The sequence below is a fragment of the Dolichospermum circinale AWQC310F genome, assembly GCF_000426925.1.
Lineage (GTDB): Bacteria > Cyanobacteriota > Cyanobacteriia > Cyanobacteriales > Nostocaceae > Dolichospermum > Dolichospermum circinale.
Genome location: NZ_KE384705.1, coordinates 133,010 through 157,185 on the forward strand (window position 1 = coordinate 133,010; position 24,176 = coordinate 157,185).

The window sequence follows — 24,176 nt, forward strand, 5'->3', positions numbered from 1 at the left end:
ATTTAGAGTGTGCAGTTTAATGGTAGAAAAGAATGGTCTCGTCAAAATAACAAGACCACAAAAATAAATATAGTAAAACACCTACTTATTCCAAGCAGGATGACACAACAGAGAAGACATCACCCGCACCCCACGCAGTTGATTAGAGAGGGGTAGATGACCTTTAGGGGCGCTTAAATCCCAGGTAAACCCGTGGGGGTATCTTGTCCAGTTATTACCATTCTTCCAGCCGATTTTCGGCCAGAGGTTAACCCAATTTTTATTTAAACCTAACCAAATTTCTCGTTGTACGGAAAAGCCGAATTTACCTTGTGAGTGAACTACCCAAAGTTGATTAATGGTGCGTAGGTCTTGAACTGGTAAACTTTCGACTTCTGTGAAGTATAGCCATTTTCTCTTTACTGCTTGAGGACCTGCTGCTTCACACATCTTCTGAATTGTCAAGAGGTCTGCTGCTTGAAAATCTTGATTTACAAGTAGCTTTTGCAAAGAATTGTAACTGATCCCACAGTCCGATTTTAGAGGTACAATTCCTTCAGGAAAGTTAGTTTGTAGAAATTCCTGACTTGTCGGTGCATCAGTATTGTAAATGACTTGGTAGACTTGGCCATCAATCCAAGTTGCTGGGTGGTCACGACGTTTCAGCAAAAATTCCTTCAATATCTCTAACCCATCATTACCCAAGTCAGCTAACTGCGGGATGATTTGTTGTTGGACTTTTTCGGACCCAGCGATTAACTTTTGGCGGAGGGAGTCAAGATCATTTGTAGTGCCTGATACAATCATTGGGTCTGTCATGCCATTACTCGTGTTAGCGTGAGCGTGAATAAACTATCTATTGCTATCGGTTATTCTACAAAATGAAGCACAAATAGCGAAAAGTAGTTTACTCCAAATCTTGGGGAAAGTTGGAAAACCCCGGAATGTGTATCTGAAAAAATCACCTCCGGTGGCTTTAGTGAAATCCTAGTCCACAATACTTTATCAGCTAAGGAGTTACATGATCCAGGAGTGACAGCATAAATACTCCTGACTTCTAAGTTGGTGAACTTCTTCTATTTGGAATGTGTTAACTATGTACGAAAAGATTACTCCTCCCACCACCGGCGCAAAAATTACCTTCAAAAACGGTGAACCGGTTGTTCCTGAAAATCCCATTATCCCATTTATTCGCGGTGATGGTACGGGTATAGATATTTGGCCTGCAACGGAAAAAGTGCTGGATGCCGCAGTCGCAAAAGCATATAATGGCACAAGAAAAATTAGCTGGTTTAAGGTTTATGCTGGTGATGAAGCTTGTGATTTATACGGTACATATCAATATTTACCCCAGGATACATTGACGGCTATTAAAGAATATGGCGTAGCGATTAAGGGACCTTTGACTACTCCCGTTGGTGGAGGGATTCGTTCTTTAAATGTTGCATTACGCCAAATCTTTGACTTGTATACTTGTGTGCGTCCTTGTCGTTATTACGCGGGTACTCCTTCTCCCCACAAAACTCCTGAAAAGTTGGATGTAATTGTTTATCGGGAAAATACGGAAGATATTTATTTGGGAATTGAGTGGAAACAAGGTAGTGAAATAGCGAATCGCCTCATCAAGATTCTTAACGAAGAGTTAATACCTGCTACATCAGAGCATGGTAAAAAGCAAATTCCCCTTGATGCTGGTATCGGTATCAAACCTATCAGTAAAACTGGTTCTCAGCGTTTAGTTAGACGGGCGATTAAACACGCTTTGTTATTGCCTAAAAATAAGCAACAAGTCACTTTGGTGCATAAGGGCAATATTATGAAATATACCGAAGGTGCTTTTCGTGACTGGGGTTATGAACTGGCCACTACGGAATTTCGTCAAGAAACTGTTACAGAACGGGAATCTTGGATATTAGGAAATAAAGAGAAAAATCCCAATATTTCCGCAGAAGAAAACGCCCGTCAAATTGATCCTGGTTTTGATGCTTTAACACCAGAGAAAAAAGCCCAAATTGTCAAAGAAGTAGAAACAGTTCTGAATACAATTTGGGAAAGCCACGGCAATGGCAAATGGCAAGAGAAAATCATGGTCAATGACCGCATTGCTGATAGTATCTTTCAACAAATTCAAACTCGTCCAGATGAGTATTCTATTCTGGCTACAATGAACCTGAACGGTGATTATTTATCTGATGCTGCTGCTGCTATTGTTGGCGGTTTAGGCATGGGTCCAGGGGCAAATATTGGCGATTCCTGCGCGATTTTTGAAGCCACTCATGGTACAGCACCAAAACACGCTGGGTTAGATAAAATTAACCCCGGTTCTGTGATTCTTTCCGGTGTGATGATGTTAGAATATATGGGTTGGCAAGAAGCCGCAGATTTGATTAAAAAAGGATTAGGTGATGCGATCGCCAATGGTCAAGTTACTTATGACTTAGCGCGGTTAATTGAACCACCTGTACAACCTTTAAAATGTTCTGAATTTGCTGACGCAATTATCAAACATTTCGGTTAATTTCTGTTATCCTGAAATCAAGTGTTGAGTTCCCCGACTTCCTAATAAAGTCGGGGATCTAGAAAATATGAGGATTACAATCACTAACTAGGTTATTTGTATGGTAATCAGTGCTTTCAAACTAAATTTAAACACAGTTAATTTTAGCGATGAACAGTTTTATCAACTATGTCAAAAAAACGGCGATTTAAAACTTGAACGCACATCTACGGGAGAATTAATTATTATGCCACCAGTGGGAGGAGAAAGCGGTAATCGAGAGGCAGATTTGATTATTGATTTAGGTGTTTGGAATCGGCAAACAGGACTCGGTTACACTTTTAGTTCTTCTACTATATTTAAATTACCAAATGGTGGCGATCGCTCTCCAGATGCAGCTTGGATTAAAAAAGAACGTTGGGAAACACTCACTCCTGAACAAAAACGCAAATTCCCCCCCATTGCACCAGATTTTGTCATTGAATTAAGGTCAGCAACAGACGATTTAAAAACTCTGCATCAGAAAATGCAAGAATATATGGATGCAGGAGTAAAACTGGCATGGTTAATAAATCCTCAACAACAAGAAGTAGAAATTTATCGTTTAGGAAAAGATGTAGAATTGCGAAATCTACCTACAAAATTATTAGGAGAAGATATCTTACCGGGATTTAGTTTGAATTTAGATTGTTATTAAAATACCCAATACTTTATCCCCATGCCAATCTTTGCGCTAAAATAAACCTGAAATGGGTAAAAATGACATTTTAGGGTCAAGTCTCTACAAAGGTTCTAGAAAATACACATTTAATTTTTGAAAATATGTTTCTGACAAATATCAAATATGTGTAAACTTAGGGGTTAAATTCCCATGTAGATAGCTGATTCAGTCCATAGCCATAGGTCAGATTATACTGTAAAGGCGTAATGCTGATATAATTCTTTTCAATAGCATGAATATCAAGAGGGATGTCCTTTGGTAAATTTAACTCTAGGGGTGGTTCTAGATTTTCTATCACCTCTCCAGTTAACCAGTAGTAAGTTTTACCTCTGGGATCAGTTCGCTTATTAAAAACATCCACGTAGCGTCTGACACATTGTCTTGTCAAGGTAACACCAGCAATTTCTTCCCAGGATATAGGAGGAACATTAACATTAAGTAACATTGATTCTGGCAGTGGTTGGGCGGCAATTTTGGCAACTAAGACTTCCGCAAATTTAGCCGCTGGTTGAAAGTCTTTATGAGTATGACTGGTTAAACTAAACGCAACACTAGGAATACCTTCAATTACCCCTTCCATTGCTGCCGAAACAGTCCCAGAGTAGAGAATTTCTGTCCCTAAATTTGCGCCTTGGTTAATTCCAGATAGCACTAAGTCCGGTGGAGAATCTAATAAAGCCCATAATGCCAATTTTACACAATCTGAAGGTGTACCATCACAAGCCCAAGCTTTAATATCAGGATCAAAAACAGATTCTACTATTTCGGCGCGGATTGGTTGCAGTAAGGTTAATCCATGTCCTGTGGCTGACCTCTCTCGATCTGGACAAACTACTGTCACTTCATGACCCGCTGCTGCTAAGGTGTTGGCTAAGGTACGAATACCCAAAGCAGAAATTCCATCATCGTTGCTAATTAGTAATTTCATTATGTCAGTTGTCAGTTGTTAGTTGTCCGTTGTCAGTTGTTAGTTGTCAGTGGTCAGTTGTCAGTTGTTAGTTGTCAGTTGTTAGTTGTCAGTTGTCAGTTGTCAGTGGTCAGTTGTCAGTTGTCATTAGGAAATAATATTACCTGTCACCTGTTCCCTATTCTCTGTTCCCTGTTCCCTGTTCCCTACTATAGACTAATGACTAATCACCAATGACTAATAACTAATGACTAACAATTTAGAGGATCAACTTTTAGCATTACGCCAGGAAGGAGAAACAGCGATCGCTTCTGCTAATACCCTAGAACGCCTAGAAGAACTCAGAGTTAACTATTTGGGTAAAAAGGGGCAATTGGGGGCGTTATTGCGAAGTATGGGGCAAATGAGTGCAGAAGAACGTCCTAAGATTGGGGCGATCGCTAATATTGTTAAAGAAGCTATTCAAAACAGTCTTGACCAACAACGCACATTTTTAGAAGCGGCGCAAATTCAGGCACAGCTAGAGGCTGAAACCATAGATGTCACCATGCCCGGTATTTACCGTCCCCAAGGTCGGATTCATCCCCTCAATGGCATTATTGACCAAACCCTAGATATCTTTGTCGGCATGGGTTACACCGTTGCCCAAGGATCAGAAATGGAAACAGATTACTACAATTTTGAAGCTCTTAACACCCCCCCAGATCATCCAGCCCGTGATATGCAGGATACCTTTTATTTACCAGATGGTAATTTACTGCGAACTCATACTTCATCGGTGCAAATTCGCTACATGGAAAAGGAAGAACCACCCATTCGAGTTGTTGCCCCAGGTCGAGTATATCGCAGAGATGATGTAGATGCGACCCACTCAGCAGTTTTCCATCAAATTGAACTTTTAGCCATAGATGAAGGACTGACTTTTACAGACCTGAAAGGAACTGTCAAGATATTTTTACAATCAATATTTGGCGATTTACCAATTCGTTTTCGCGCTAGTTATTTCCCTTTTACTGAACCTTCAGCCGAAGTAGATTTACAATGGAAAGGACGTTGGTTAGAAGTTATGGGTTGCGGTATGGTTGACCCCAATGTTTTGAAATCTGTAGGTTATGATCCTGAAGTTTATAGCGGTTTTGCTGCCGGTTTTGGTGTAGAACGTTTTGCCATGGTGTTACATCAAATTGATGATATTCGTCGTTTGTATAATAGCGATTTACGCTTTTTACAACAGTTTTAATATTCAGGCGGGAAAATCCCGCCTTTGATAATTATGAATTAAAACTCAACCAAAACTCAACCAACCAAAAATCTGTTTAACCGTTAATTCTAAATTTATATTTTCTAGAACTGGTAATTTATCGTCACCTTCATATATTTCTATTTTTTGTCCAGGAAAGACAGCCAATACACTTTCTTCTTCTGGGTTTAATAACCAACCTAATTCAGTTCCATGGCGGGAACAATGCAATAATTTAGTTAAGACTTTTTTCTGTGGTTGTTCAGGAGAAAGAATCTCTATTACCCAGTCAGGATGAATTTCAAAACGGTTAGCAATTCTCCCAGATTCAGTTTTGGGAATTCTCTCCCACCGGAACACCGCAATATCAGGCACAATGGTACTACCACCAAAAGTACAACGTAGTTCTGGAAAGGCATAAGCAATCTTTGGCGTTTCTGCTACTTGATTGATATTGGTACAAAATTTAATCTGTAGACGACTGTGTTCACCTTGTGGCTTATGTTTTTGTAGGATTTCCCCGTTAATAAATTCTGATGCTGGTTTAGTTTCTGGTAACTTGACAAAATCTTCTAGTGTAATCTGGCGTTCAGTGGCTATAGTCATAATTGGTAACTAGAAAGCATAGTTATATTATCAACGATAATGTTCAAAATTAGTTTTCAGAAAATATCTATAAAATCAAGTACATTGGGTGTGTGATAACTAGCAAAGAAAGCGTGAATAAATTACTTATCAGTATCGGAATGTTTTTCGGTTCTATCATTGGTAGCTATATTCCGCTTTTATGGGATCTAAGTCTATTCTCAATTACCTCAATTCTATTCAATGTTGTTGGGGGGGAATTGTGGAAATATAGCTAGGTTATGGTACTTCCAAATATTTAAAGATTCTATGTAATTTGCGATAATTATTCATCATTAATTAAGTAGGGGCTTAGTAATGCTAAACCCCTGATTTTTACTATTTTATCAAACCAGTTATGAGAAAAAGTTCTCATTTTATAATCGCATCATGTTGAGAAAGCAACTTTTCTACTTTTGCTTCTTCAATACGGGAAATTAACTTTTTATTTTCATATAAATCTCTGGTAGTTTTTGCTAAAGTAAATGTAGAACCAACAGAAAAAGCTAAACCCATGCCCATAAATGCTTTTATCCAGTTGTCTGTGGGTAAATTGATAATACCAGAAGTAGTTATGGAAATAGACATAATAAAAGCTGCCCATGTTTGAAAAATCCAAGCAGGACTATCTTTTTGTTGATTAAATGTTTGCATCTTGCTCACCTTTTAATTATTCGCTAATAACATAATTATATTTATTAGTAAAAAATCTGGTGAGAGTAACCTACCAGTTCGGTAACTGTACTCAATTAAAATTACGAAAAGGGCAGCAAATACAGTAGTTATTGGTACAAAATTTGTACCAGTTTTGCAAATGGCACAAACTTGTAGACATAACCATAGTTTTCACTTAACTTCGCTGCCAAATTTTAATTGTTTTATCCAAACTTCCACTAACTAACATTTCCCCAGAATCAGTAAAGGATAAAGCTGTCACTGTGTGAGTATGACCTGTAAATGTCCCTAATAATTCCCCAGATTGTAAATGCCACAATTTGATGGTTTTATCAGCACTACCACTAGCAATAATTTGTGCGTCAGGACTTAAAGCAACTGCATTAACACTATCTCGATGTCCTTTGAGAGTATGAACTAATTCTCCAGTAGCTAAATTCCAAACTCGAATAGTTTGATCTTGACTACCACTGACTAAAAATTTAGCATCAGCACTAATAGCTAAGGAACTAACAATGTGAGAATGACCCATTAGGGTGTATATTGGTTGTGGATCTTGGGAATTTTTCTGATTTTGTTTTGAGGATGTTTCCCACACTTTGATTTTGCGATAGCTACCCGTAATCAAAGTTCTGCCATCTTGACTTAACACCATTGAATGGGCTGCTGTATCATCTAAACATACCGTATTTTCAACTTGGCGATCGCGCAAATTCCAAAATAAGATCTTGCGATCATGGCCACTTGTTGCTAACATCTTACCATCGGGTGTAAACGCCACACAACGCACATCTCCACGATGTTTATACAGGATATCAATTAAGTCTAACGCCCCGGTATGCCAGATTTTCACCGTGGAATCTGCACCTACAGTCGCTAATGTTTGCCCGTCGGTACTAAAAGCCAAAGCATTAACTTCATCTACTAAGCCAGAAACCACCCAAGGATATTCTGATAATGTCTCAATTAATTCACCTTTGGCTAAATCCCATAATTTTGTTTCTCCTCGACTACCACTAGCCAAAATTGGGATGGTTTTGACGTTTTTACACCTTACTTCTTTGACTACCAAAGTTTTGATAGCATAGGCTAAACAGTTAATACCTCTAGTATGTCCTTTCAATGTTTGCCAGTATTCCCAATCACCAATAATTTTCTTTTTTGGATGATCTGATGGTAAGGTTTGAATTGTCTCCACTACCGTTTTATCATCAGTTATTGGTACATCATCTTGTTTTTCACCAAGAGATTGTAAATACCAATTTAATCCCCCTGCATACAACAAACTACTAGGATTTAAATAAGTCTTTGATTCTGGAAATTCTAGTTGATTTGTGGGTAAAAAACCAGTAATCACAGTTTGTTTTTTGGATCCTAATTGTGTATTTGCTGGATAAAACAAACACAGAAAAATTAATACCTGGTGGTTATTAATATCTTCTTGACTAACAGACCAACGGATTTTATCTTTTTTAATGCTGTTAAAACTTTCTCCATCTGCTACATGAATTTGAATACTCACCTTTGGATTATGAGTCAATAAATAAGTAAATTTACTTTGACTATCTAAATTTCCCTCATCATCTAAAACCATATTTTCTAAAGTGTCTTGTGGCACTTTTTTCACCAATTTTCCTAACCGTTCTGTCATCATCCGATCTACAATTTGTTCACGAACTAGATAATCCTCAGCTTGACGTTGAAAATAGGTAGGAAAGGGAATTATCCAATCAGGATATTCAGGATATTCAGGTGGTATCGGTGGCGGATTTTTGGCGAGAATTTCGGCTTGCTGACGGGAACATTCGAGAATCTTTGTTAATGACTCCCCCGTAAATGCCATGACTTCACTGTGATAACCTCTAACTTGACTTTCTAAAAGAGAAATATCCGCAGTTTTCGGTTTTTTGACACGGTTTAAGAAGTCAGTTTGTTGCGCTTTTAGTAAACTAATCCAATTCATCTGTATGATAGTGGCACGCCATTGCATACCCAAGATAACTTTTAACAATACAATTATTCAATTGATAACCTTTAGTTAAGTAAGAACTAAGAAATGATTACAGTCTAATAGGATACAAAAACTAGCCGCATTGAATGGTAAATATCAACTCGTCAGGTGATTAAGCACTAGTTAAGATGTAGTGGGGGAGATTTCGATAATTTCCATGATTTCCATAAATTCTAACTACCTTAACTAATAATTTACTGTTTCCCTAGAAACAGTTCTCTTGCTTCTAGAAGTGTGCAACTTTAGAGAAAACTTTTTTTATTTTCAGACCTATGCCACCGCTTTGTTGTCATTCTCAGCCAAAATACAGCTGTAATTGACAGCATTTCCTAATCCACGGAGGTACATATCCGCGTTTATCTGCGTTTATCTTATAATCCCTGTAACCAAGTGAGATTAGAAATACAGCAGTTTCCGATATTATGAAGTACAGATATTAATGATAAAACTCTTGTGGTGAGGGCATCTTGCCCGCACAAAGTGTACCTCACTCAAGCTGAACTTTCTGTATTATAACCGCACTGAGAATGTATCATTACTCTCTTAAACCTCTCTTCTGCATATTTTCCAATAATTGATAAGTTTAAATTATTCGTTTTTAGAATTTCATAATTTTTTTAAAATTCGCTTTCAGAGTGAAAGGTGTTAAGACGGGGTTAGCTGTGGTAATATGTTCATATTGTTAATAATCGGATGTAAGCAAAATTTTTATTTAGGGATATATTCCCATTATAAAAATATCACTTCCAGAGAAAAAAGTCAATGGGTTTCAACCCAAAAAAAGATTTTTTTCGATTCATAAGTTTTACTTATTATTTTTTATATTTTTTATTATGTTTCTTATATTTGAAGAATAGAACTTACTTAGACCAGATTTGACTAATAACCGACGTGAACTAGGGATAAAAGCTATTTTGGAGTAGGAGTAATTGATGAATTACACCTACTTTCCTGCTGTTTGGCGTAATTACGGAAATTGTGGGTAATTTAAGAACTAGATTTTTGTAACTTTTGTTTCCTCCGGCGTTTTTCTGTCGTGGCTACACCATGTTGTACTGGATAACCGGCGATAGGAATTACTTGATATTTTCTGTCCGCTTCTAGATTTTTCAGTTCAGTATAGTCAACCCAGTGGATACAATCAACAGGGCAGGTATCTATTGCTTCTTGAATTATCTCTTCTGTGTCCGCATCTTGACGAATTACACGCGATCGCCCATAATCTTCTTCAATGAAGAAAGTATTACGGGCAACATGAGCGCAATGTTTACAGCCAATACAAGTAATTTCATCTACATAAACGCCTTTCTGCCGAACCACACCGCCTAATTCCGGTTCTAACCCAGAACGTTCAGGAATATCTTGCCAAAAACTCCCCAGTTCTGGTTCTAAGCCAGAACGGTGATCTTCTTGTTCTTCTCGTGACGGCAGAAACTCAAGCATTACGTACTCCAGCGTTGTACTACTAGACGGATAGAACCATCTTCATTTTTTTGTTGTTCAGCTACTTGGAAGCCTACTTTAGTAGTTTCTTTAACTACCGTTTGATAAGCATAACCTTGGGTAACTTGACGCAAAAACCCATCTACAGATAGATTTTGCTGCCAATATTGTAAATCTGCAACTAATTCGTATTCTTGACCATTCCATCTAAAACCGATATCATAACCATTTTCCTGTTCAATTGTTACTTCTGCGGACTGAGTTTGACCACGATAACCGCGTACCTCACTAGGTCCAGGTTTCCAGTCTATTCCCAATGCGGAAAGGGCATCTTGCAAGGATTCTAGATTACGGATTTGTGTCTTGATTTGGCTAAAGTGTGACATAGTGGGTTGTAATCAAAAAAAATTAATTGGTTGGATAATTTACCATTGGCTGTGGACAGTTTGCGTATTCGTCACAGTATTTTCTGTGTTGTTGGTGGCAAAAAACTCAGAAGTTGGCTCATGACTCAACACTCTTCCTAGCTGGGCTTCTATAGCTGCTGTGACTTCAGCACAAGAGACACCGATAATACCGGTGACTTTTTCTTGGACTCGACCGTCTGGATAAATGATGAATTCTAATGTTTCCATATTCTGAAAGCCAACCTCGATACTACACTTGAATTTTTCGGGACTTATCCCGGTGTGGTTGATTAATCTCCCACAAAATATGATGATACTAAAAGCCGTCTTAGGGAAGACGGGTTTGATAACCCAAATCTTAAATCAAAATTTTTTATAGTCTCTCATATTTTAATATACACACTTGGGAATCTTTACGAAAATTATTATTTTTATGGATATGTAAAAATGTACAAAAAGGGAAAATTATTACTATTGAATTTAATTTATGTATCCACCTCTTAGTTTACCTCCTAACAGTTACAATATTTCACCTTCTCGACGGGGAAAGCATAAAATATTTATTGGTATGGCCCCTGGTGTGGGGAAAACATACAGAATGCTAGAGGAAGGACATCAACTTAAACAAGAGGGTATTGATGTTGTTATTGGCGTTTTGGAAACTCACGGACGCAAAGAAACGGCTATAAAAGCAGAAGGTCTGGAGGTAATTCCTAAAAAAGCGAATATTCACAAAAATATCAACCTTCTGGAAATGGACACAGAGGCAATTTTAACCCGTTCTCCCCAATTGGTTTTAGTTGATGAATTAGCGCATACAAATATACCAGGTTCACCTAGAGAGAAGCGCTATCAAGATGTGGAATTAATTTTAGCAGCAGGTATAGATGTTTATTCTACTGTCAATATTCAACATTTGGAAAGTTTGAATGATTTGGTAGCTAGAATTACGGGTGTTGTAGTGCGAGAACGTATTCCCGATATTCTCTTAGATGAAGCTGATGCTGTTGTTGTGATTGATGTTACTCCAGAAACTCTAGAAGAACGGCTGCGGGAAGGTAAAATTTATGCTGCTGATAAAATTCAGCAATCTTTAGAAAACTTTTTTCAGCGTCGTAACCTCATTGCTTTACGGGAATTAGCATTGAGAGAAGTTGCTGATACCGTTGAAGAAGAAGCAAATACCTCTATTTCTTCCCCACAACTTCGCAATGTCCATGAACGAGTTTTGGTATGTGTATCTACTTATCCAAATTCGATTCAATTATTACGGCGTGGAGCGCGACTGGCAAATTATATGAACGCCAGATTTTATACCTTATTTATTGCAGATCCTGACCGTTTTCTCAGTAAAGAAGAAAGTTTACATATTGATACCTGTGAGAAAATGTGCCGAGAATTTGCTGGTGAATTTCTTCATGTTAAGAGCTACAATGTTCCTAAAGCGATCGCTGAAGTTGCTACAATTAATCATATCACCCAGATAGTTATTGGTGAAAGTCGGCAGCCACGATGGAAAAGATTTTTTAAACGCTCTTTTACGGAACGATTATTGGAGTTAATTGGGGACAAACATATAGATTTACACATTATTGCTACTGAGAAATAAATTTTAATTTTTGTGAATCTATCTAAAATAGGATGGAATTTTGCTATTTTCTTTATAGGGTGAATATTAGACCTGAAAAAAATTCTGTAGAGACTTTACTAAAATGATTTCTTTAAGAAGTTTAAAGAGAAAGTCTTTACAGTTCATAATTTCATCACGTCTTTAATAATTCAGTAACACCTAAAAATCTATCCTCAGAAGTTTTTTAAATTCTTTGAGGATAAAATTGATAGTGAAAATTAAGCTGATTTTTACTAAAAATTAACCTAAAAAGCTGAGTATAGTCATTATCATTGATGAGCAATTTAATATTGAGGTGAATATGTTTAAACGAATTTTGGCAGCGTTAGATCGTTCGGAGATGGGTATAGAAGTATTTAATCAAGCACTATGTTTAGCAAAGTTAACATCCGCTGAATTGATGCTTTTGCACGTTTTATCACATGAAGAAGATGGTAGTCCTGAAGCCCTGATTTTCCCAAATATTGACTATTATCCAGGGTGGAATGAGGAGAGCTTTAAATTATACCAAGAACACTGGGAAAAATTTAAAAATGAAGGTTTGCAGATGTTACAATCATTGAGTAGCCAAGCCAATACAGCAGGTATTAATACGGAATTTACTCAAAATAGTGGTAATCCAGGAAGAATGATTTGTGAATTGGCTAGAACTTGGAATGCTGATCTAATTATGATGGGAAGACGGGGACGTTCTGGACTGGCGGAGTTTTTTCTCGGTAGTCAAAGTAACTATGTTTTACATCATGCCCCCTGTTCAGTGCAGATTGTACATTTACCAGTAAGTGCTAAAACACAAGAGGAAGAAGTAGTAAGTAATCAGTAATTACTCTGATTTGTCTTTCCAAAGGATGATCAAAATGGTAGAATTAAAGTTCCAAGGCTACGCATCTTTAAAACCAGGGGAAAAGCTACAACCCTGGGAATATGAACCAGCCCCTTTAGGTAGCAATGATGTCGAAATCGCAGTTACCCATAATGGCTTGTGTCATATGATTGAAACTATACCGATTTCCCAAATTAATGCAGCCATGGATAGGGTGGTAGCAAATAAAGCTCGCTATCGCATTGTTTTGGTATAATTTTGGCGTTGGTGAATGAAAGTATAAATTTTTTTTCACGCAGAGGCGCAGAGGCGCAGAGGCGCGAAGAGTTTGAGGAATTTAGGGCAAGGAAGATATGAGAACTGCTGTTTCGTGTCCTTCAGGAGATAAGCGTTTAAAGATATTAGATGCTACGATTAAGCGTCATCAATATCAACAAGATGCACTCATTGAAATTCTCCATCGTGCTTCTGAATTATTTGGTTATTTAGAAGCGGATTTATTGCTTTATATTTCCCATAGCCTGAAATTACCACCCAGTCGGGTTTATGGAGTAGCTACTTTCTATCATTTGTTTTCCCTCGCACCAAAAGGAGTTCATAAATGTGTGGTTTGCACGGGTACAGCTTGTTATGTTAAAAACTCTCAAAAGATTTTAACACAAGTGGAAAAACTGACGCAAATTCATCCAGGAGAAACTACCACAGATGGTCAAATTTCTTTAATGACAGCTAGGTGTTTAGGGGCTTGTGGAGTTGCTCCGGCAGTAGCCCTGGATGGTGTGGTTCTAGGTAATCAAACCCCAGAGTCAGTGTGCGAAAAAGTGGGAGCATGGTGGCAAAATGGAACTAAATGAATTATTAGAAATTGCCGAAAAGGAACTTTCTGAGCGAAAATCTGTGGAAATTCGCTGTTGTACTGCTGCGGCTTGTCTTTCTTCTGATTCCCAAGCTGTTAAAGACCATTTAGCAGCAGTTATCAAAGCCGAGAATTTACAGGATACTGTGCAAGTTACGGGTGTGGGTTGTATGCGTCTTTGTTGTCAAGGACCTTTGGTTCAGGTGGAAAATTGGGCAAATCCTCTAGAATCAAAGTTGTATGAAAAAGTGACACCGGTAAATGCTCCAGAAATTATTCGCGGGTTGAATGGAGAAGTAACAAGTTTACAAGCAGGTGATTTAAACCAGCCGTTTTTTAGTCGCCAATTGCCCATAGTCCTAGAAAATAGTGGTAAAATTGACCCCGAACGGATTCAAGCTTACATTGGGGCTAAGGGTTATCAAGCCCTTTACCAAGTGCTGCGGGAAATGAAGCCCACGGAGGTGGTAGAAACTATTACCAAAAGCGGTTTACGGGGACGCGGGGGCGCTGGTTATCCTACTGGTTTAAAATGGGGGACTGTGGCCAAATCTCATACTGAAAAAAAGTTTGTTATTTGTAATGCTGATGAGGGTGATCCCGGTGCATTTATGGATAGGAGTGTATTGGAAAGTGATCCCCATCGAGTTTTGGAAGGAATGGCGATCGCCGCCTACGCCATTGGGGCAAATCAAGGCTATATTTATGTTAGAGCCGAATATCCTCTGGCTATTAAACGGCTAGAAATTGCTATTCGTCAAGCCCAACACTTGGGATTTTTAGGTTCGCAAATATTTGATTCTCCCTTCGATTTTAAAGTGGAAATCCGCATTGGGGCTGGGGCTTATGTCTGCGGTGAAGAAACGGCTTTAATGGCTTCTATTGAGGGTAAACGCGGTGTCCCTCATCCCCGTCCTCCTTACCCTGCTGAGTCGGGTTTATGGGGCTATCCCACCTTAATTAATAATGTGGAAACCTTTGCCAATATCGCACCCATTATCCGCAAAGGTGCAGAGTGGTTTGCTAGTATTGGTATTAATAAAAGCAAGGGTACAAAGGTATTTGCTTTAGCCGGCAAAATCCGTAATACGGGTTTAATAGAAGTACCAATGGGGACATCTTTACAGGAAATTGTTGAAGACATGGGCGGAGGTGTTCCAGACGGTGGTATTGCTAAAGCTGTACAAACTGGTGGTCCTTCAGGGGGATGTATTCCGGCTTCCGCTTTTGCTACACCTGTAGATTATGAATCCTTAACGGCCTTGGGTTCAATCATGGGTTCTGGGGGGATGATTGTTATGGATCAAACCACAAATATGGTAGATGTGGCTCGCTTTTTTATGGAATTTTGCATGGATGAATCCTGTGGTAAGTGTATTCCTTGTCGCGTTGGTACTGTGCAATTATACGGTTTATTAACGAAGATTACCAAGGGAGAAGGTTCACTGGCTGATTTAGATTTACTTGAGGAACTTAGCGATATGGTCAAAAATACTAGTTTATGTGGTTTAGGACAGTCTGCACCAAATCCAGTTTTTAGCACTTTGCGTTATTTTCGTGATGAGTATTTGCAATTAGTCATTGGTCATTAGTCATTAATTATTGGTAATAATCAATTGCTAATTGCTAGCAATACATTGTTAATTATTTGCAATCCATTCTTTACCGTTCTTTATCTATTACCAATTACTTATTACAAATTACTTATTACCCGTGAGAAAATCATTATGTCCGTAAAAACTTTAACAATAGATGGCGAATTAGTTAGCGCTCGTGAAGATGAAACCTTATTGACAGCAGCACAGGAAGCAGGTATTCATATTCCTACATTATGTCATTTAGCAGGTGTGGGAGATGTGGGCGCTTGTCGTTTATGTTTAGTGGAAATTGTCGGAAGTAATAAATTACAACCTGCTTGTATGACGAAAGTAATAGAAGGAATGGAGATAACTACAAATAGCGATCGCTTGCAGAAATATCGGCGTATAATTGTAGAAATGTTATTCGCTGAAGGTAATCATATTTGCTCAGTTTGCGTTGCTAATGGCAATTGTGAATTACAGGATTTAGCTATAGAAATGGGTATGGATCATCTGCGATTAGAATATCAATTTCCCCAGCGAACTGTTGATACTTCTCATCATCTTTTTGGTATTGATCATAATCGTTGTGTGCTTTGTACTCGCTGTGTGCGAGTATGTGATGAAATTGAAGCCGCTCATACTTGGGATATGGCGGGAAGAGGATCAAAATCTCATGTTATTACTGATTTAAACCAACCCTGGGGAACTTCTCAAACTTGTACTTCTTGTGGTAAATGTGTTAATGCTTGTCCCACAGGAGCTTTATTTGATAAAGGTTCAAGTGTTAGTGAAATGAAACATGATCGGGGGAAAATTGAATTTTTAGTCACTGCACGAACTAAAAAACAATGGAATTTTTAATATCTAGTATCTCACGCAGAGGCGCAGAGCCGCAAAGGGAGAAATACATGAATTTTAAATATCTAAAAATCTAAAAAAAATGACTAAAATTAAATTAGCAACGGTGTGGTTAGGTGGTTGTTCTGGTTGTCATATGTCCTTCCTAGATTTAGATGAATGGTTAATAGATTTAGCTGCACAAGTAGATATAGTTTATAGTCCCATTGCTGATATTAAAGAATATCCAGAAAATGTAGATTTAGTATTAGTTGAAGGAGCTATAGCCAATGAAGAACATTTAGAATTAATTTACAAAATTAGAGAACGGACTAAAACCATAATTTCTTTTGGTGATTGTGCTGTTACTGGTAATGTTACTGCTTTACGCAATCTTGCTGGTGGTGCAGAACCGGCATTACAATTAGCTTATATTCAAGCGGCTAATATTCATCAACAAATCCCTAATTCTCCGGGAATTGTTCCTCCCTTATTAAATAAAGTTGTCCCCGTACATAAAGTAGTCGCAGTAGATATTTATTTACCCGGTTGTCCACCTTCAGCAGATCGTATTCGCGCCGCAATTTCACCTTTATTAAAAGGAGAAAAGCCGGAAATTATCGGCCGAGAAATGATTAAGTTTGGTTAATTTAATTTTGAATTTTGGATTTTTAATTATCTTGGAGGTAAATTATGTTAACAGCAGCTGATGTTATGACTAAAGATGTAGCAATGATTCGCAGTTCAGCAACAGCAAAAGAAGCAGTTGATTTAATGCGTTCTAGAGATTGGAGAGCATTAATTGTAAATCGTCGTCATGAACAAGATGCCTATGGTATTATCACAGAAAGTGACATTGTTTATAAGGTAATTTCCTATAGCAAAGACCCGAATAAAGTCCGCGTTTATGAAATTATGACTAAACCTTGTATTGTTGTCAATCCAGAATTAGGTTTAGAATATGTAGCCAGATTATTTGCTAACCATCATCTGCGACGTGCGCCGGTAATTAGTGGTAAACTATTAGGAATTATTTCCCTAACTGACATTTTAGCCCGGAGTAGTTGTTTAGAACAACCACGCTCATTTTTGTTAGAACAAGAATTACAAGATGAAATTAAAAAAGCTCGCATTGTTTGTGCAGAAAAAGGTGTTAATTCCACAGAATGTGCAGCCGCTTGGGATGTGGTAGAAGAAATACAAGCCGAAATTGCTCACCAACGGGCCGAAAAACCCCTAAAAACTGCCTTTGAAGATTATTGTGATGAATATCCAGAATTAGAGTCCTGGCGATTCTAAATTGCGGCTAAACAAAGTCTGTCTGCGCGGACCCAATTCCCTATTCCCTGTGATCACCAATAACTAAATTATGATTATAAAAAAATATGAAAAAAATCATTATTGACCCCGTAACTCGCATTGAAGGCCATGCCAAAATTAGCATCTATCTAGATGATGAAGGTCAGGTAAATGATGCTCGATTTCATGTCACTGAATTTCGCGGTTTTGAAAAGTTTTGTGTTGGTCGTCCTTTCCCAGAAATGCCGGGAATTACTGCTAGAATTTGCGGTATTTGTCCGGTAAGTCACTTGTTAGCTTCAGCCAAAACAGGAGATGGGATTTTAGCGGTGAAAATCCCTAAAATAGCTTCTCAATTACGTCGTTTGATAAATTTGGGTCAAATTGTCCAATCCCATGCCCTCAGCTTCTTTCACCTGAGCGCTCCCGACTTATTATTAGGCATGGATAGCGCACCAGAAAAACGGAATATTTTTGGTTTAATTGCTGCTGAACCAGAATTAGCTAGAGGTGGTATTCGTTTACGGCAATTTGGACAGGAAATCATTGAGTTATTAGGAGGGAAAAAAATCCATCCTTCTTGGGCTGTTCCTGGTGGCGTAAGTCACCCTTTAACCCAAGAAAATCGCGCCCATATTCAGCAACGGATTCCTGAAGCAAAATCTACGGTAATTAATGCTATTGAGTTGTTTAAAAAGTTGTTAAAAATTTATCAAAAAGAAGTTAAAACTTTTGGTAATTTTCCGAGTTTATTTATGGGTTTAGTCAGTCCTGATGGTTTATGGGAAACTTATGATGGATATATCCGATTTGTTGATAGTGCCGGGAATATTGTAGCTGATAAACTTGACCCCAGTAACTATCATGAATTTATCGGTGAAGCGGTGCAAACAGACTCCTATTTAAAATCACCTTATTATCTTCCTTTGGGTTATCCCGATAGCAGTGATCATTGTCGTTTAGATAGTGGAATGTACCGCGTTGGACCCCTGGCCAGATTGAATATTTGTAGTCATATTGGTACACCTTTAGCCGACGCAGAATTAAAAGAATTTCGTAGTTATGAAAATGGCACTGTTAAATCATCATTTTTCTATCATTATGCCCGGTTAATTGAAATTTTAGCAGCCATTGAACACATAGAAATTATCTTAGATGATCCTGATATTTTATCAACTCGTCTCCGGGCAGAAGCTGGGATTAATTGCTTGGAATCTGTGGGTGTAAGTGAAGCTCCAAGGGGGACATTATTCCATCATTATCAAGTTGATGAAAACGGTTTAATGTTAAAAGTAAATTTGATTATTGCTACTGGTCAAAATAACTTAGCAATGAATCGCACAGTTGCCCAAATTGCTCGCCATTTTATCCAAGGAGAAGAAATAAAAGAAGGAATTTTAAACCGTGTCGAAGCCGGAATTAGGGCTTTTGATCCTTGTTTGAGTTGTTCTACTCACGCTATGGGACAAATGCCTTTATTAATAGAAGTAGTAAATAAAAATGGCACTGTAATTAATCAAATTTGCCGTGATTAAGTTAATTATTTATATCCCCGACTTCTTGAAACTTGTATTTATATGATATAATTTAAGCTAAACTCATATTACCCAAATTTTATGACTCTTGCTACTGCTAAACGCTTTACTATAACTGAATATCACCGTCTAGCAGACCTTGACTTCTTCACAGAAGATGACAGAGTTGAACTAATTAAAGGTGAAATTATCAAAATGGCTGCAAAAGGTAAAGCACATTCTGTTTGTAATACTCGTTTATATAGAGAGTTATTCAAGTTACTGGAAGAAAAGGCTACTATCCGCGGACAAGAACCTATTATTATTAATGATAGCGAACCAGAACCAGATTTAACAATTCTTAAAAATACACCTGATGATTATTTTCTCAATCATCCTACACCATCTGATATTTTCCTAGTTATTGAAGTAGCTGATTCATCTTTAAAATATGACCAAGAAGTAAAGTTACCTTTATATGCAGAAGCCGGTATTTCTGATTATTGGATCTTTAACTTAATCGCCTATCATTTAGAATGCTATTGTCAACCATATCAAGATCTACAAGGTAAATTCGGCTATCGTCACAAATCAATTATCCTCCCTAATGAGTCTGTCAAATTGCCATCTTTCCCGGAATTAATTTTAGATTTAACTAAAGTATTTCCAGTCAAAAATTGAGTTATAAAATTAAAATTTGCAAAAATTGAGAAAATATGTTATTTTAGTTTTGAATTGATATTGTGGCCTATTTTTGACAATTTATATTAATGTTATATTTATATAAGTATAAATAATCAGCGGCTAATGTAGCCGCATCAATATTTATACTGATGTTTGACTCATGGTTAAACCTGCTGTAATAGGGTCAAAATCTGGAGGAAAATGGGTGTTATGGTTATAATCTGCTTTTTCTAAATGCGTCCCCTGTAAATTAGCTGTACGCAAGTTGGCAGAAATCAACATCGCTCCTCGCAAGTCTGTATTTTGTAAATTAGCTTGACTCAAATCGCTAAAACTCAAATCACATCCTCGCAAATTAGCGTCGCTGAGGTTAGCTTTGCTCAAGTCAGCATAGCTGAAATTAGAGCCTTTTAAGTCCAAACCCTGTAAATTAGCGTCGCTTAATTCTGCTCTCTCAAAGTCTCTTTTTCCCGCTGTATATTCTTCTACAATCTTAGCAGCACTATTAATTGACTTTTGAAAATTCACTTCGGGCATAAAACAGCCTCGCAATTTATTTAAAATTTTTACAGGTTTTATAAATACACCTGAACGTATTATATAACTGATGAGCCGAAAAATAAATACCCTATTTACATAAGTTTATAAAGGAGGTAATAGAAATGAGCGTAACTACAATTATAATTGGTTATGGCAATGAATTACGCAGTGATGATGCTATTGGTCAAAAAGTCGCCAATATTATCAATTCTTGGCATTTATCTGATGTGCAATCTCTTGCAGTTCACCAACTTACTCCAGAATTAGCAGTAAATTTAGCAAATGTCAATTTAGCAATTTTTGTAGATGCTATGATGAGTTCAGAATCGGAAAATGTGGAAGTGAAGTCTATATTGCTTAGTGAATCTAATACAATATCTCATATATTATCTAATATAATGTTAGGACATATTGGTGATCCGCGATCGCTTTTATCTTTGAGTAAATACCTCTATGGTTATTGTCCAACTGCTTGGTTAGTCACAGTACCAGGGGTTAATTTTGAATTAGGAGATTCTCTTTCCCCCAAAGCAGAAATAGGAATTAATATAGCTTTAAATAAAATAATTAATATTATTGGTAGAGGATAAAATCCTACTTGAGACTGGGAAACGATATAATATAAAAATTAACTACAAAATTAACTACAAAATTAACTACAAATCACTCGGAGTTATGAATGGAAATATTTACTAAAAAAACTAGCGATAAAGCTCATGATATCTTGCAAGTGAGCAGAATTAATCCCTTAGATGCCATATTACAACCGCAAACTGTAGCCGTAATTGGTGCTACCGAAAAACCTGGAAGTGTGGGACGAACTTTACTTTGGAACTTAATTACTAATCCCTTTGGAGGGACTGTTTTCCCTATTAATCTTTACCGTCATAGTGTATTAGGAATTAAGTCTTATTCTACTATATTTGATGTTCCTGAAAAAATTGATTTAGCTGTTATTGCTACCCCTGCACCAACTCTCCCCAAAATTATATCTGATTGTGTTGACGCGGGAATTAAAGGTGCAATTATTATTTCTGCTGGCTTTAAGGAATCAGGAGAAAAAGGTCTAGTTTTAGAACAGGAAATACTGCAACAAGCACAAGGGGGAAAAATTAGAATTATTGGTCCTAATTGTTTAGGAGTAATGAATCCAATCACTGGGTTAAATGCTACTTTTGCCAGTAAAATAGCCCGTCCGGGAAATGTCGGTTTTATTAGCCAAAGCGGGGCTTTATGTACATCAATTCTGGACTGGAGTTTAAAAGAAAATGTTGGGTTTAGTGCCTTTATTTCTATCGGTTCAATGTTAGACATTGGTTGGGGTGATTTAATTTATTATCTGGGTGATGATCCTCAGACAAAAAGTATTGTAATTTATATGGAATCTATTGGGAATGCGCGTTCTTTTCTGTCAGCAGCGCGAGAAGTGGCTTTAACAAAACCGATAATTGTGATTAAAGCTGGTCGTACCGCAGCCGCAGCTAAAGCCGCAGCTTCTCACACTGGTGCATTAACAGGAAGTGATGCTGTTTTAGATGCAGCTTTTCGTCGTTGTGGGGTATTACGAGTCAATAGTATTTCCGATTTATTTGATATGTCGGAAGTATTAGCAAAACAACCCCGTCCCCAGGGTTCACGGTTGACGATTTTAACTAATGCTGGTGGTCCAGGAGTATTAGCAACAGATACTTTAATTGAAAATGGTGGAGAATTAGCAACTATTTCCCCCGAAACAATGACCTCTTTAAATGAAATTTTACCACCACAATGGAGTCATAATAATCCTATTGATATTTTAGGAGATGCTGACCCTCAACGTTATCAAAAAGCTTTAGAAATTGTCACCAAAGATCCCAATAGTGACGGTTTATTAGTAATTTTAACACCCCAATCTATGACAGATCCTACCCAAATTGCAGTACAATTAAAAGCCTACGCGCAACTGTCTAATAAGCCGATTTTAGCTAGTTGGATGGGTGGTAATGATGTGGCTGCGGGAGAACAAATTCTGAATAGTCAAGGTATTCCCACTTATGCTTATCCTGACGCAGCCGCGCGGGTATTTAGTTATATGTGGAAGTCGAGTTATAACCTGCGCGGTATTTATGAAACTCCGGTTTTACCAACATTAATTTGTGATGTTAATACTCGTAATTGTGCTAATATTACAAATATTATGCAAGCTGCAAGAACAGCAAAAAGAACAATTCTCACGGAATTTGAATCTAAAGAAATTTTAGCTGCTTATGGTATTCCTGTAGTTGTTGGTTGCATTGCTAAAAGTGCAGACCAAGCCGTCAAATGTGCAGAAAATATTGGTTATCCCGTGGTTTTAAAGCTATATTCTCAAACAATTACCCATAAAACTGATGTGGGAGGTGTGCAGTTAAATTTACAAAATGGGGAAGCTGTAAAACTTGCTTATGAGCATATTGAAACATCAGTAAAAGAGAAAGGAAAAGCAGAAGATTTTCTTGGTGTTACTGTACAACCAATGATAAAAACAGACGGTTATGAATTAATTATTGGTAGTAGTTTAGATCCCCAATTTGGACCAGTATTATTATTTGGTACTGGAGGACAACTAGTAGAAATATTTCAGGACAGTTCCCTTGCACTTCCTCCTCTTAATACTACCCTAGCACGACGGATGATGGAACAAACAAAAATTTATCAAGCATTGTCAGGAGTCAGAGGACGCAAAAGTATTAATATTTCTGCCCTTGAACAATTAATGGTAGAATTTAGTCAATTAGTCATAGAACAACCTGACATTAAAGAAATTGATATTAATCCATTATTAGCTTTTCCTCCAACTCCAGAAAATCCTAGAGGATTAATTGCATTAGATGCGAGAATAGTTTTACATTCTCCTGATCTGACAGAAAATCAATTACCAAAATTAGCAATTCGTCCCTATCCTAGTCAATATATTAGTAATTGGCAATTGAAAAATGGTATACCAGTTATTATTCGTCCTATTCGTCCTGAAGACGAACCATTAATGGTAGAATTTCACAAAACTCTATCAGCAGAAAGTGTCTATTTCCGCTATTTCCACTTAATTAAATTGAGTCAACGCATTACCCATGAAAGACTAACCAGGATGTGTTTTATTGACTATGATCGAGAAATGGCCTTAGTTGCAGAATACCAAAATCCTCAAACAAAAAACAGGGAAATATTAGCAGTAGCAAGATTAAGTAAATCACATGAAAATAAAAGTGCGGAATTTGCTATACTTGTGAGTGATCAGTTTCAATATCAAGGTTTGGGTACGGAATTACTCAGGAAATTACTAGAAGTTGGTAAAAATGAGAAAATCTGCTGTATCTATGCTGACATCTTAGCTGATAATTCAGTGATGCAGCAAGTATGTAAAAAACTCGATTTTCAGATTTCACATACTGATGATCAAACTGTTTTGAAATCAGAAATTAAACTCACATAAAATTTCAGATAAAAGGTACAGCACATTTAACTAGAATGAGGTACAATTTGTGCGGGCAAGATGCCCGCACCACAAGAATTTAATATGTTTATGACTGAAGCACTATAATAATCACATTAGATTATCTATGTTTATACCAGATTTATCCCAGGAGTGCATTTTATGAAATTCAATCGCGGTCAAGTTAAAAAATACTGTTATTAGATGAATTTCGTAATTTAAAGATTAAGTATGAGGAAGTGCAGTTAAAGGGTAAACCTGTTAAACGGGTTTTAAATATTGCTGATATGGAAGCATTAAAACCTTTTCATTGGGGTTATCATTTTGATCAAATTATTGCTCAGGGTGGTTTTGATATTATTTTGGGTAATCCTCCTTGGGAGATTTTTAAACCACAAGCTAAGGAGTTTTTTGCAGAATATAGTGATTTATTGACTAAGAATAAGATGGATATT

Annotated in this window: 26 protein-coding genes; 17 read left to right on the forward strand and 9 right to left on the reverse strand. The window is 37.3% G+C overall.

All coding sequences use genetic code 11. The features are described from left to right. Positions 1-81: 81 nt before the first annotated feature. Complete coding sequence (locus ACIR310F_RS0117785; protein WP_028084994.1) at positions 82-798, reverse strand: GUN4 domain-containing protein; 717 nt, start codon at positions 796-798, stop codon at positions 82-84. A gap of 277 nt (positions 799-1,075) precedes the next feature. Here ACIR310F_RS0117785 and ACIR310F_RS0117790 point away from each other — a divergent pair, with 277 nt between their 5' ends. Both ACIR310F_RS0117790 and ACIR310F_RS0117795 read left to right on the forward strand, forming a co-directional pair. Next, positions 1,076-2,497 (forward strand): NADP-dependent isocitrate dehydrogenase, encoded by a 1,422-nt coding sequence (locus ACIR310F_RS0117790; RefSeq protein ID WP_028084995.1) that lies wholly within the window; start codon positions 1,076-1,078, stop codon positions 2,495-2,497. A gap of 100 nt (positions 2,498-2,597) precedes the next feature. Further along, positions 2,598-3,173 (forward strand): Uma2 family endonuclease, encoded by a 576-nt coding sequence (locus ACIR310F_RS0117795; protein ID WP_028084996.1) that lies wholly within the window; start codon positions 2,598-2,600, stop codon positions 3,171-3,173. A gap of 157 nt (positions 3,174-3,330) precedes the next feature. Here the strand turns inward: ACIR310F_RS0117795 and surE are convergent, their stop codons facing one another. Then, on the reverse strand, positions 3,331-4,125 hold the full coding sequence (surE, locus tag ACIR310F_RS0117800) for a 5'/3'-nucleotidase SurE (protein WP_028084997.1): 795 nt from the start codon (positions 4,123-4,125) through the stop codon (positions 3,331-3,333). Between the two features lie 15 nt (positions 4,126-4,140). Between surE and ACIR310F_RS25815 the strand changes: the two genes are divergently transcribed. Then, positions 4,141-4,341 carry a hypothetical protein gene (locus ACIR310F_RS25815; RefSeq protein WP_155963896.1) on the forward strand — a complete coding sequence of 67 codons (201 nt, stop codon included), beginning with the start codon at positions 4,141-4,143 and terminating at the stop codon, positions 4,339-4,341. Between the two features lie 10 nt (positions 4,342-4,351). Then, positions 4,352-5,344: a phenylalanine--tRNA ligase subunit alpha gene (gene pheS, locus ACIR310F_RS0117805; protein WP_028084998.1), complete on the forward strand. Its 993-nt coding sequence runs from the start codon at positions 4,352-4,354 to the stop codon at positions 5,342-5,344. Between the two features lie 45 nt (positions 5,345-5,389). Here pheS and ACIR310F_RS0117810 read toward each other — a convergent pair whose 3' ends face one another. From ACIR310F_RS0117810 to ACIR310F_RS0117835, 6 genes are all read right to left on the reverse strand, one after another. Then, entirely contained in the window at positions 5,390-5,950 is a 561-nt protein-coding gene (locus tag ACIR310F_RS0117810; RefSeq protein ID WP_028084999.1) for a Uma2 family endonuclease, read from the reverse strand. A gap of 390 nt (positions 5,951-6,340) precedes the next feature. Next, positions 6,341-6,622, reverse strand: coding sequence for a YiaA/YiaB family inner membrane protein (locus tag ACIR310F_RS0117815; RefSeq protein ID WP_028085000.1), 282 nt, complete (start codon positions 6,620-6,622; stop codon positions 6,341-6,343). A 196-nt stretch (positions 6,623-6,818) separates the two neighbouring features. Further along, positions 6,819-8,606, reverse strand: coding sequence for a WD40 repeat domain-containing protein (locus tag ACIR310F_RS0117820; protein WP_035368373.1), 1,788 nt, complete (start codon positions 8,604-8,606; stop codon positions 6,819-6,821). 1,035 nt (positions 8,607-9,641) lie between these two features. Then, complete coding sequence (locus ACIR310F_RS0117825) at positions 9,642-10,097, reverse strand: ferredoxin (RefSeq protein ID WP_028085002.1); 456 nt, start codon at positions 10,095-10,097, stop codon at positions 9,642-9,644. Next, positions 10,097-10,483: a DUF1257 domain-containing protein gene (locus ACIR310F_RS0117830; RefSeq protein WP_028085003.1), complete on the reverse strand. Its 387-nt coding sequence runs from the start codon at positions 10,481-10,483 to the stop codon at positions 10,097-10,099. The genes ACIR310F_RS0117825 and ACIR310F_RS0117830 overlap by 1 nt, the downstream gene beginning before the upstream one ends. Before the next feature lie 39 nt (positions 10,484-10,522). Beyond that, positions 10,523-10,732, reverse strand: coding sequence for a DUF2997 domain-containing protein (locus tag ACIR310F_RS0117835; RefSeq protein ID WP_028085004.1), 210 nt, complete (start codon positions 10,730-10,732; stop codon positions 10,523-10,525). 259 nt (positions 10,733-10,991) lie between these two features. On the opposite strand from ACIR310F_RS0117835, the gene ACIR310F_RS0117840 reads away from it, so the two are divergent. From ACIR310F_RS0117840 to ACIR310F_RS0117885, 10 genes are all read left to right on the forward strand, one after another. Then, a complete protein-coding gene (locus tag ACIR310F_RS0117840) occupies positions 10,992-12,113 on the forward strand; it encodes a sensor protein KdpD (RefSeq protein WP_028085005.1) in 1,122 nt (373 codons plus the stop codon). A gap of 322 nt (positions 12,114-12,435) precedes the next feature. Further along, positions 12,436-12,957: a universal stress protein gene (locus ACIR310F_RS0117845; RefSeq protein ID WP_028085006.1), complete on the forward strand. Its 522-nt coding sequence runs from the start codon at positions 12,436-12,438 to the stop codon at positions 12,955-12,957. A 34-nt stretch (positions 12,958-12,991) separates the two neighbouring features. Further along, positions 12,992-13,213 carry a hypothetical protein gene (locus tag ACIR310F_RS26300; RefSeq protein WP_028085007.1) on the forward strand — a complete coding sequence of 74 codons (222 nt, stop codon included), beginning with the start codon at positions 12,992-12,994 and terminating at the stop codon, positions 13,211-13,213. Between the two features lie 97 nt (positions 13,214-13,310). Further along, the gene (gene hoxE / locus ACIR310F_RS0117855; protein WP_028085008.1) at positions 13,311-13,811 is read left to right on the forward strand and encodes a bidirectional hydrogenase complex protein HoxE; all 501 of its coding nucleotides are present in this window, start codon (positions 13,311-13,313) and stop codon (positions 13,809-13,811) included. Beyond that, positions 13,798-15,405 carry a NuoF family protein gene (locus tag ACIR310F_RS0117860; RefSeq protein ID WP_028085009.1) on the forward strand — a complete coding sequence of 536 codons (1,608 nt, stop codon included), beginning with the start codon at positions 13,798-13,800 and terminating at the stop codon, positions 15,403-15,405. The genes hoxE and ACIR310F_RS0117860 overlap by 14 nt, the downstream gene beginning before the upstream one ends. Positions 15,406-15,540: 135 nt before the next feature. After that, complete coding sequence (hoxU, locus tag ACIR310F_RS0117865; protein ID WP_028085010.1) at positions 15,541-16,257, forward strand: bidirectional hydrogenase complex protein HoxU; 717 nt, start codon at positions 15,541-15,543, stop codon at positions 16,255-16,257. A 79-nt stretch (positions 16,258-16,336) separates the two neighbouring features. Further along, positions 16,337-16,882 carry an NADH-quinone oxidoreductase subunit B family protein gene (locus ACIR310F_RS0117870; RefSeq protein ID WP_028085011.1) on the forward strand — a complete coding sequence of 182 codons (546 nt, stop codon included), beginning with the start codon at positions 16,337-16,339 and terminating at the stop codon, positions 16,880-16,882. Positions 16,883-16,926: 44 nt separating this feature from the next. Continuing rightward, positions 16,927-17,532: a CBS domain-containing protein gene (locus ACIR310F_RS0117875; RefSeq protein WP_028085012.1), complete on the forward strand. Its 606-nt coding sequence runs from the start codon at positions 16,927-16,929 to the stop codon at positions 17,530-17,532. A gap of 86 nt (positions 17,533-17,618) precedes the next feature. After that, the gene (locus ACIR310F_RS0117880; RefSeq protein ID WP_028085013.1) at positions 17,619-19,067 is read left to right on the forward strand and encodes a Ni/Fe hydrogenase subunit alpha; all 1,449 of its coding nucleotides are present in this window, start codon (positions 17,619-17,621) and stop codon (positions 19,065-19,067) included. Positions 19,068-19,148: 81 nt separating this feature from the next. Further along, the gene (locus ACIR310F_RS0117885) at positions 19,149-19,727 is read left to right on the forward strand and encodes a Uma2 family endonuclease (RefSeq protein WP_028085014.1); all 579 of its coding nucleotides are present in this window, start codon (positions 19,149-19,151) and stop codon (positions 19,725-19,727) included. Between the two features lie 144 nt (positions 19,728-19,871). Here the strand turns inward: ACIR310F_RS0117885 and ACIR310F_RS0117890 are convergent, their stop codons facing one another. Then, entirely contained in the window at positions 19,872-20,267 is a 396-nt protein-coding gene (locus tag ACIR310F_RS0117890) for an Alr5209 family pentapeptide repeat protein (protein WP_028085015.1), read from the reverse strand. Positions 20,268-20,392: 125 nt separating this feature from the next. Here ACIR310F_RS0117890 and ACIR310F_RS0117895 point away from each other — a divergent pair, with 125 nt between their 5' ends. The 3 genes from ACIR310F_RS0117895 to ACIR310F_RS26305 all read left to right on the forward strand — a co-directional run. Continuing rightward, the gene (locus ACIR310F_RS0117895) at positions 20,393-20,860 is read left to right on the forward strand and encodes a hydrogenase maturation protease (RefSeq protein ID WP_028085016.1); all 468 of its coding nucleotides are present in this window, start codon (positions 20,393-20,395) and stop codon (positions 20,858-20,860) included. An 89-nt stretch (positions 20,861-20,949) separates the two neighbouring features. Next, a complete protein-coding gene (locus ACIR310F_RS0117900; protein WP_028085017.1) occupies positions 20,950-23,721 on the forward strand; it encodes a bifunctional acetate--CoA ligase family protein/GNAT family N-acetyltransferase in 2,772 nt (923 codons plus the stop codon). Positions 23,722-23,945: 224 nt separating this feature from the next. Then, the coding region (locus tag ACIR310F_RS26305; protein ID WP_414534268.1) for an Eco57I restriction-modification methylase domain-containing protein at positions 23,946-24,176 on the forward strand (231 nt) is incomplete at its 3' end.

Bases quoted from the DNA above. Each gene is read 5' to 3' on its own strand.
- ACIR310F_RS0117900 (WP_028085017.1), top strand. From the start codon at position 20,950: ATGGAAATATTTACTAAAAAAACTAGCGATAAAGCTCATGATATCTTG.
- ACIR310F_RS0117820 (WP_035368373.1), bottom strand. From the start codon at position 8,606: ATGAATTGGATTAGTTTACTAAAAGCGCAACAAACTGACTTCTTAAAC.
- pheS (WP_028084998.1), top strand. From the start codon at position 4,352: ATGACTAACAATTTAGAGGATCAACTTTTAGCATTACGCCAGGAAGGA.
- hoxE (WP_028085008.1), top strand. From the start codon at position 13,311: ATGAGAACTGCTGTTTCGTGTCCTTCAGGAGATAAGCGTTTAAAGATA.
- ACIR310F_RS0117810 (WP_028084999.1), bottom strand. From the start codon at position 5,950: ATGACTATAGCCACTGAACGCCAGATTACACTAGAAGATTTTGTCAAG.
- ACIR310F_RS0117840 (WP_028085005.1), top strand. From the start codon at position 10,992: ATGTATCCACCTCTTAGTTTACCTCCTAACAGTTACAATATTTCACCT.
- ACIR310F_RS0117895 (WP_028085016.1), top strand. From the start codon at position 20,393: ATGAGCGTAACTACAATTATAATTGGTTATGGCAATGAATTACGCAGT.
- ACIR310F_RS0117860 (WP_028085009.1), top strand. From the start codon at position 13,798: ATGGAACTAAATGAATTATTAGAAATTGCCGAAAAGGAACTTTCTGAG.
- ACIR310F_RS0117795 (WP_028084996.1), top strand. From the start codon at position 2,598: ATGGTAATCAGTGCTTTCAAACTAAATTTAAACACAGTTAATTTTAGC.
- ACIR310F_RS0117890 (WP_028085015.1), bottom strand. From the start codon at position 20,267: ATGCCCGAAGTGAATTTTCAAAAGTCAATTAATAGTGCTGCTAAGATT.
- ACIR310F_RS0117785 (WP_028084994.1), bottom strand. From the start codon at position 798: ATGACAGACCCAATGATTGTATCAGGCACTACAAATGATCTTGACTCC.
- ACIR310F_RS0117830 (WP_028085003.1), bottom strand. From the start codon at position 10,483: ATGTCACACTTTAGCCAAATCAAGACACAAATCCGTAATCTAGAATCC.
- ACIR310F_RS0117885 (WP_028085014.1), top strand. From the start codon at position 19,149: ATGACTCTTGCTACTGCTAAACGCTTTACTATAACTGAATATCACCGT.
- ACIR310F_RS0117825 (WP_028085002.1), bottom strand. From the start codon at position 10,097: ATGCTTGAGTTTCTGCCGTCACGAGAAGAACAAGAAGATCACCGTTCT.
- hoxU (WP_028085010.1), top strand. From the start codon at position 15,541: ATGTCCGTAAAAACTTTAACAATAGATGGCGAATTAGTTAGCGCTCGT.
- ACIR310F_RS0117790 (WP_028084995.1), top strand. From the start codon at position 1,076: ATGTACGAAAAGATTACTCCTCCCACCACCGGCGCAAAAATTACCTTC.
- ACIR310F_RS0117845 (WP_028085006.1), top strand. From the start codon at position 12,436: ATGTTTAAACGAATTTTGGCAGCGTTAGATCGTTCGGAGATGGGTATA.
- ACIR310F_RS0117870 (WP_028085011.1), top strand. From the start codon at position 16,337: ATGACTAAAATTAAATTAGCAACGGTGTGGTTAGGTGGTTGTTCTGGT.
- ACIR310F_RS0117880 (WP_028085013.1), top strand. From the start codon at position 17,619: ATGAAAAAAATCATTATTGACCCCGTAACTCGCATTGAAGGCCATGCC.
- surE (WP_028084997.1), bottom strand. From the start codon at position 4,125: ATGAAATTACTAATTAGCAACGATGATGGAATTTCTGCTTTGGGTATT.
- ACIR310F_RS0117835 (WP_028085004.1), bottom strand. From the start codon at position 10,732: ATGGAAACATTAGAATTCATCATTTATCCAGACGGTCGAGTCCAAGAA.
- ACIR310F_RS26300 (WP_028085007.1), top strand. From the start codon at position 12,992: ATGGTAGAATTAAAGTTCCAAGGCTACGCATCTTTAAAACCAGGGGAA.
- ACIR310F_RS0117815 (WP_028085000.1), bottom strand. From the start codon at position 6,622: ATGCAAACATTTAATCAACAAAAAGATAGTCCTGCTTGGATTTTTCAA.
- ACIR310F_RS0117875 (WP_028085012.1), top strand. From the start codon at position 16,927: ATGTTAACAGCAGCTGATGTTATGACTAAAGATGTAGCAATGATTCGC.